The following is a 6459-nucleotide window of genomic DNA, read 5'->3' on the forward strand; positions in this document are numbered from 1 at the left end:
GACCATGGATAACATAAGGTTCAGTTTGAATGGCGTTGAAGTTAAGATTGTGAGTTATGATCAGTTGCTGAATGGTGAGTTGAAGGATAAGTTTACATTGAAATTCATTTCACCCACATGCTTCAAGAGCGAAGTAATCTATCCAAAGAGGGTTAGCGGAACCTCTGAGGAGAGCGTTTATGAGGTTAGGAGGAAGGAGGAGAGGACATATCAGCCAATACCAAACCCGAATGCCATGTTGAGGAATTTGATGAGGATATGGATGAAGAATTGTGAATTGCCTAAGAGGGTGGAGCTTGAGCACATGATAGATAACGATCACATAAGGATATACGAGTATCCAAGGGGGATAAGGACTGTGTGGGCTAGGGAGGGGAGTAGGAAGAATCAGCAGGGATTTGTGGGGGAAGTAACCTTCGAAGTTTCCGAAAAAGCTTTAAACAGTGTTGGAAATGTTATTGCAGCATTGGTGAAGATGGGGGAGTATAGTGGAACTGGGATAATGAGAACTGCAGGTCTTGGGCAATATAGGATAGTTGATGGAGTGAAATAAGGGTGGGTGATGGCTGTTATTTTTCGCTGGCTTTAAACCAACCCTTATAATGCTTGGTGGATGGGCATCCAATGCATTTACCATCAACATACCTATTACAATCAATGCAAACAATACCACATGGAGCTTCATTAAAGTCTTCACTTGGAACTTTAACAAGTCCTATGAACTCATTGAATAATATTTCTGAAACTGGGATAACGTAACTCCTCCTAATATGCTCAGAAGCTCTCAACATACATATACTCATAATTGAGGATAGAACTCTCTCATCCTCAGCGAAGGCTATTATAGCTAAATTGTATTCACCATAAATTCTAAATATGTGGAGGATTCTTGGACACTCCTTAAATCTATTCAATAAATCCCTTATGCTCTTCTCACTATCAACCTCTATTAATAGTAGTACGAGTTTAAACCTAAGCTTATCAACATTGATTAGGGGACCTATGGAAATTAACCCTTCACCAATAAATCTATTAACCCTCTTCATTACCGCAACATGTGATAAACCAAGCCTACTGCCGACACGTTTGAAATTAACTTTACAATTATCCTTCATGACCTTAACCAACTTCAAATCCACATTATCTAAACTCATACCTCATCGCTTTCTAAGTTACAATTTGTAACCAAAAATATATAAATATATTCATATTGAAACTTAGAGGGAGTGAATTGCATGATTGAGTGTCCGGTCCTCAATAGAGAATTTGTGGAGGACTCAAAGATTCAAACAACTATGTTTTCTAGGTGAGGGATCTATATGAGCAACAAAGAGGAGAAACTGCCCATATTAACTAGGTTTCTTACTCTTTGGATCTTCCTAGCCATGATCTTCGGCATTGGGTTAGGTTATGTCTATCCAGAGGTCGCCAATATTATTGGATCTTTAAGTATCGGCACGACTTCTATCCCCATAGCCATCGGCCTCATATGGATGATGTATCCTCCCCTAGCAAAGGTCAGGTATGAGGAGCTAAGGAAGATCGTCACTGCAAAAGGTTCAAGGGAGATGCTATCTCTATCCATAATCCAAAATTGGATTATAGGACCCTTCCTAATGTTCTTGCTCGCCTCTATCTTCTTGGCTGAATATCCTGATTTTAGGATGGGAGTAGTGCTAATAGGCTTAGCCAGATGCATAGCTATGGTGATAGTATGGAATAGTCTTGCTGAAGGGGATAACGAGTGGGCTGCGATACTGGTGGCTTTAAACTCAGTCTTCCAAATAGCTATGTACTCCATTCTCGCTTACTTCTTCATAACAATACTTGGCTCTTGGCTTTGGGGTGAAAGTCTTGTAATTCAGGTTTCAGTATTGAGTGTAGCTCAATCAGTAGCCATCTACTTGGGAATACCATTCCTCTCTGGAATACTAACTAGATTCATTCTCCTTAAGAAGAAGGGGAGGAGGTGGTATGATGAAGTATTCATGTCAAAGCTCAGTCCCACATCACTTTTCGCCTTGCTCTTCACCATAGTAGTTATGTTCTCATTGAAGGGAGAGTACATAGTGGCATTGCCACTTCACGTAGCTAGAGTAGCAATCCCACTAATACTATACTTTGTAATAATGTTCTTGATATCATTCTTCTTAGGATGGTTATTTAAGATTGATTATGCGAGAACAACGACACTTGCATTCACAGCTGCAAGTAATAACTTTGAGCTAGCCATAGCCGTGGCAATTTCAGTTTTCGGATTAGCGTCAGGAGAAGCATTTGCAACGGTGATAGGACCGTTAATAGAAGTCCCAGTAATGATAAGCTTAGTAAACCTAGCCTTCTGGTTAAAGAAGAAGCTCTATGCATCAAAAGTTTCAACTTTAAAGCATAATTGATTTACTGAAAATAACACTCATATACTTCAGCGCTAAAATCAAATTAAATTTAATATAATCTGATAAACTTTTTTAGGTTACAATTTGTAACCTAAAATATATAAATATATTCATAATTGAAACTAGAGAGAGGTGAATTAACGTGCAGGGTGAGGTGGAGAAGAAGCCTAAAATAAAGTTTTTGATGTGTATATGTACAGGTGAATGTCCAGGATTCAGTGAGTTAACTCCAAATATATGGAAGTTCATGAATAGGGTAAGGCTGGAGTTGCCAGTGGAGTATGCAGCGATACATCCACAGCTATGTGCTCCTGATGGAGATAAATTCCTACGAGACGTACTACATAATGACGGCTCCTACTATATAATAGGGGGATGTGCACCATTCATGCAAGAGAAGATGTTTAGGGATGCATTGAAGGATAAGGGTGTAGAGAAGGGGAAGCATATAGCTCTAGATTTGAGGAATATGAAGGTTGATGATGCCTTCAATAAAGTTGCTGAAGCAGTAAATAAGATTGTTGGTGGGAAGTAAATGAGCTTCTTAATACCTAGAGAACTAATACCATGGTATCCAAGGATAGATTACAATAAATGCACTGGATGCTTGACATGTGTAAACTTCTGCCCCCATAAGGTTTATGATGTGGAAAACGGTAAACCAAAAGTTGCAAGGCCATTCGAGTGTGTCGTGGGATGCATGAGCTGCTCTAAAATATGCCCATCAGAAGCCATAACATTCCCATCAATGGATGAACTTAGAAGACAATTAAGGGAATTAAGGAAGGCCGCCGCAGAGGTTTCTGGCAAGAAGGATGCTTAAATAGAGTCTCATAATGATGCCAGCAAATTAATAATCAATTATTTTTCCAGCCTCATCATAAACTTTTAATTCAACTCCCAAGCGAACATTCGAGATTCTCTTGATTTTAGAGTTTAATGGATTTCTCTGCCAAATCGCTATTCAACATTCAAACATTCCAGTCAAAACTTAAGTTTATCATGAATAGTTGTATGGTAAGCTATTTAAAGGCGATTGAATATAACTTTGAAAATCTTGGGATTAATATTCATTGATGGATGGTGAGGGATATGTGTAGTGATGATGAGAAAGGCGGGTCGAGGATTTTAAGTGTGATCTCTGTTACCACTTTGGCATCCTTTTTAACTGGTTTGAATGCTAGGTTGGCTGTTGTGGGGTTGCCAATAATTGCCAGTGCACTTAATGCTGATGTGGATATGATGCTTTGGATTATTCAGGGGTACATGTTTGGCTCAACAATAATTCAGCTGATTATTGGTAGGCTATCGGACTTATATGGGAGGGTTAGACTGTTCAATTTAGGCTTCCTAATATTCATATGTGCAGCCGTTTTGGCTGGATTTGCACCAAACCCATATGTACTCATAGTTGCAAGGATGATTCAGGGGGTTGGTGGAGCGCTACTGATGACTCTAAGCGTCACAATACTTACTGATAATGTTCCAAGAAACTCTTTGGCAACATGGCTTGGGGTAAACCAAGTGGCATGGAGGGTTGGTGCAGTTGCAGGATTATCTTTGAGTGGTGTGATAATTGATGTTATGGGGTGGAGGTGGATATACCTAATATACGTCCCAATTGGATTCATATTCTACCTATGGGGGATGCATACATTAAAGGAAGCTTATAAGCCTGAGGAGAAGCCCAGAATAGATATGGGTGGATTCACACTATTCACAGCATTCCTAATAAGCATTCTACTATCCCTAACCATGTTCACATTAGGAACTACATACATCCAAATGGCATCAATCCTACTGGTATTGTCACTCATATTTCTCGCCATATTCGTTTTATGGGAGATTAGAATTCAGCAACCAGCATTGGATCTACGTCTATTCAAGATATGGCAGTTTACAGGTGGAATTACAGCTCAACTCCTATACTCAATAGGCTTCGGATCCTTCTCAACCCTCCTCATACTATACCTTGAAATTGTTAGGGGATTCTCAGCCACATCATCCGGACTCCTAATAGTTCCATTTGAAGCATCATACCTAGTATTTGGGGTTTTGGGTGGTAGATTATCTGATAAGTATGGCTACGTACCAGTAACCGTAATTGGGTTAATATCATCAGCCACAGCATTCCTAGGATTATCAACCATAAACCCATCCAGCGATGTAAACATGATAATATTCTATGAGGTAATGTTTGGATTTGGAACTGGATTATTCCTCTCACCAAACACAAGCTCAATAATGACAAGTGTACCTGCAGGGAAGAGGGGGGTTGCATCCTCCCTAAGATCAGTATCAGCAAACATAGGGATACTGTTAAGCCTCAATGTGGCTATACTATCAATGGTTCAATACATACCATATGATGTGGCATCAACACTCATATCATCAAAGGGTGTGGAAAATTTGGGTGGATACACATTAGCAGACTTATCCAATGCCATAGCGAAATCCTTCATGACACAAGCCTTAGCCATGCTGGCAGCAATACCATTCAGCCTATCCAGAGCAATAAAGAGGGGGAGAAAAGTTAAAAATGAATAATCAACTTCCACGTTGAAGTAGAAGCTCCAAATACGTTTTAACTATTAGAGGGCGACCGGATAAATTCAATGAACTCAATAATTCCATTAACTTATTCATATATGCTTCCTTAGATTCCGGATTTAAAACTTCAATTTCCATGAATACCCCAAGACCCTCAACATCATCAATATAGACTTTCAAATCACCCCTCGAATACTCATCCCTAACCTTCCTTACAATAAGATCCCTAAATCCAAGCTTCCTAAAAATCTCCAACAACCTATCATCCAACAAATCCATTTCAATCTCCTCCCTAACCTTAACGTCCATTGAAGATCTCGGACCCTTAAACGTCAACTTATACCTGATTCCACCATCACTGGATTTATATATCCTTATCCTAAGAGCTGAATCCTCCACGTAATTGACGCAACCTCTAAAGTCTATGTAATGATCCTCCTCAAAACGATGCGAGATATGTTTAAACCCCAAATCACATAACTTCCTCTTCAAGAAATCCACGTCAAAACCATCAAGACTCAACTTAACTTCATACTCAAACAAAGCTTAACCCACCATTAAAAGCATCCACTATTAGGATAAATATTTATTCAGTTTAGAAATCCCTCAACCTATGGCTTTGCATGCCACTGAAGTATGATGTATCGTTATGTTTAACCAGTGTGAAAGCTCCATTATCATAGTCGAATATGGTTATCCCACCACAATCAATCCTCACATTCCAAAACTTTGAATCATCCAATCCAAGTAGCATGCATATTAGAACTTTGCATATAACCCTATGGGAAACCACAGCCACATTACCCCTATGGGTGGATGTTAATTGGTTGATGAAGTTTTGGAGTCTAAGTCTCACATCACTTAAACTTTCACCCCTAGGGAATTTGACTTTATGTGGATTTCTAAGCCACTCTGAGTATAGGTCTGAATAGGCTTTCTTAACTTCATCTTCAAGTTTACCTTCCCAATCACCATAGTTTATATCAATTAAACGTTCATCAGCAATAACGTCAACCCTCCTCTTCTGAAACCTTGCAATAGCCATTGCAGTGTCGAGGGAGCGTTTCAATGGACTTGAATATATAGCCTCAAAATCCACTTCGCTAAGATAATTGCCAAGAGCTTCAGCTTGCTTAACACCAACATCACTTAAAGGCACATCAACCCTACCCCTAAAAACACCCTTAACATTCCACTCAGTTTCACCATGCCTAATCAAGAAGAGCCTCAATTAAACCACAATATAGAGAGTTGAAACCGGAAATATTTATCTATTTATCCACCGAAGATAAAAGTGAAGACTTCATGTCATCCATAAAACCAACAAGAGAACTTGGATTAGAGGAGATATTTAGTTTAGCGTGGGACCTATACACTAAACATGCAAAGAATATAATTCCACCATACATAATACTTGGATTATTAACATTGATCGGCGAACACATCCCAATATCATTACAACATCAAAGGACTTATGCCATAATGAAACTGCATATTGGGATATATGAAATTA

General features: G+C 39.1%; 9 protein-coding genes. 6 read left to right on the plus strand and 3 right to left on the minus strand.

Annotation, left to right across the window (positions count from 1 at the left end):
* On the plus strand, positions 1–553 hold a 553-nt coding region (gene cas6 / locus MRT15_RS08505; protein ID WP_304329656.1), incomplete at its 5' end, for a CRISPR system precrRNA processing endoribonuclease RAMP protein Cas6.
* A gap of 16 nt (positions 554–569) precedes the next feature.
* Here the strand turns inward: cas6 and MRT15_RS08510 are convergent.
* The gene (locus tag MRT15_RS08510) at positions 570–1154 is read right to left on the minus strand and encodes an Lrp/AsnC family transcriptional regulator (RefSeq protein ID WP_304329657.1); all 585 of its coding nucleotides are present in this window, start codon (positions 1152–1154) and stop codon (positions 570–572) included.
* A 165-nt stretch (positions 1155–1319) separates the two neighbouring features.
* Between MRT15_RS08510 and arsB the strand changes: the two genes are divergently transcribed.
* From arsB to MRT15_RS08530, 4 genes are all read left to right on the plus strand, one after another.
* Positions 1320–2396, plus strand: a complete 1077-nt coding sequence (gene arsB, locus MRT15_RS08515; protein WP_304329658.1) for an ACR3 family arsenite efflux transporter — start codon at positions 1320–1322, stop codon at positions 2394–2396.
* Between the two features lie 142 nt (positions 2397–2538).
* Positions 2539–2931, plus strand: a complete 393-nt coding sequence (locus tag MRT15_RS08520) for a hypothetical protein (protein ID WP_304329659.1) — start codon at positions 2539–2541, stop codon at positions 2929–2931.
* On the plus strand, positions 2932–3219 hold the full coding sequence (locus MRT15_RS08525; protein WP_304329660.1) for a ferredoxin family protein: 288 nt from the start codon (positions 2932–2934) through the stop codon (positions 3217–3219).
* 269 nt (positions 3220–3488) lie between these two features.
* Positions 3489–4943, plus strand: coding sequence for an MFS transporter (locus tag MRT15_RS08530; protein WP_304329661.1), 1455 nt, complete (start codon positions 3489–3491; stop codon positions 4941–4943).
* Here the strand turns inward: MRT15_RS08530 and cyaB are convergent, their stop codons facing one another.
* Positions 4944–5489, minus strand: coding sequence for a class IV adenylate cyclase (cyaB, locus tag MRT15_RS08535; RefSeq protein WP_304329662.1), 546 nt, complete (start codon positions 5487–5489; stop codon positions 4944–4946). It abuts the gene before it with no gap.
* A 52-nt stretch (positions 5490–5541) separates the two neighbouring features.
* A complete protein-coding gene (locus MRT15_RS08540; RefSeq protein WP_304329663.1) occupies positions 5542–6177 on the minus strand; it encodes a histidine phosphatase family protein in 636 nt (211 codons plus the stop codon).
* A gap of 74 nt (positions 6178–6251) precedes the next feature.
* Between MRT15_RS08540 and MRT15_RS08545 the strand changes: the two genes are divergently transcribed.
* Positions 6252–6459 (plus strand): hypothetical protein (locus tag MRT15_RS08545; protein WP_304329664.1); only part of this gene is annotated, 208 nt, incomplete at its 3' end.

The sequence above is a fragment of the Candidatus Culexarchaeum yellowstonense genome, from assembly GCF_024707025.1.
Lineage (GTDB): Archaea > Thermoproteota > Methanomethylicia > Culexarchaeales > Culexarchaeaceae > Culexarchaeum.